At 75.2% G+C, this 487-nt stretch carries 1 protein-coding gene; it reads right to left on the reverse strand.

What is annotated here, in order from left to right; all coding sequences use genetic code 11:
- Positions 1-472 (reverse strand): TIGR03619 family F420-dependent LLM class oxidoreductase (locus AC1DUE_RS20235; RefSeq protein ID WP_477041200.1); only part of this gene is annotated, 472 nt, incomplete at its 3' end.
- Between the last annotated feature and the right edge of the window lie 15 nt (positions 473-487).

Genomic DNA, 487 nt, shown 5'->3' on the forward strand with positions numbered 1-487 from the left:
CCTCCCGCAACGCCCGCACGCCGGCGATCTGCTGCGGCAGCCGGTCCCTGGGATCCCCCTGCGGCAGCCAGCCGTCCCCGCGCAGCGCGGCCCGGCGCACGGCGGCGGGCGAGGAACCGCCCACCCAGACGGGCACCCGCTCCTGCGCGGGCCGCGGCCGCTGCCCCAGCCCGCTGAACGCGAACCGTTCCCCGGCGAACTCCGGGTACTCCTCAGGCCCGAGCGCGGCCTTCAGCGCGTCGATGGTCTCGTCGAGCACTCCGCCGCGCCCGTCGAAGTCCGCCCCGAGCGCCTCGAACTCCTCCCGCACGTGCCCGGCCCCGACCCCGAGGATCAGCCGGCCACCGGACAGATGGTCGAGGGTGGCGTACTGCTTCGCGGTGGCGAGCGGGTGGCGCAGCCCGACGACGGCGACATGGCTCATCAGCAGAACGCGTTCGGTGATCCCCGCAAGGAAGGCGAGGGTGGCCACCGGGTCGTACCAGAC

The sequence above is a fragment of the Cellulomonas sp. P4_A2 genome (assembly GCF_056402515.1).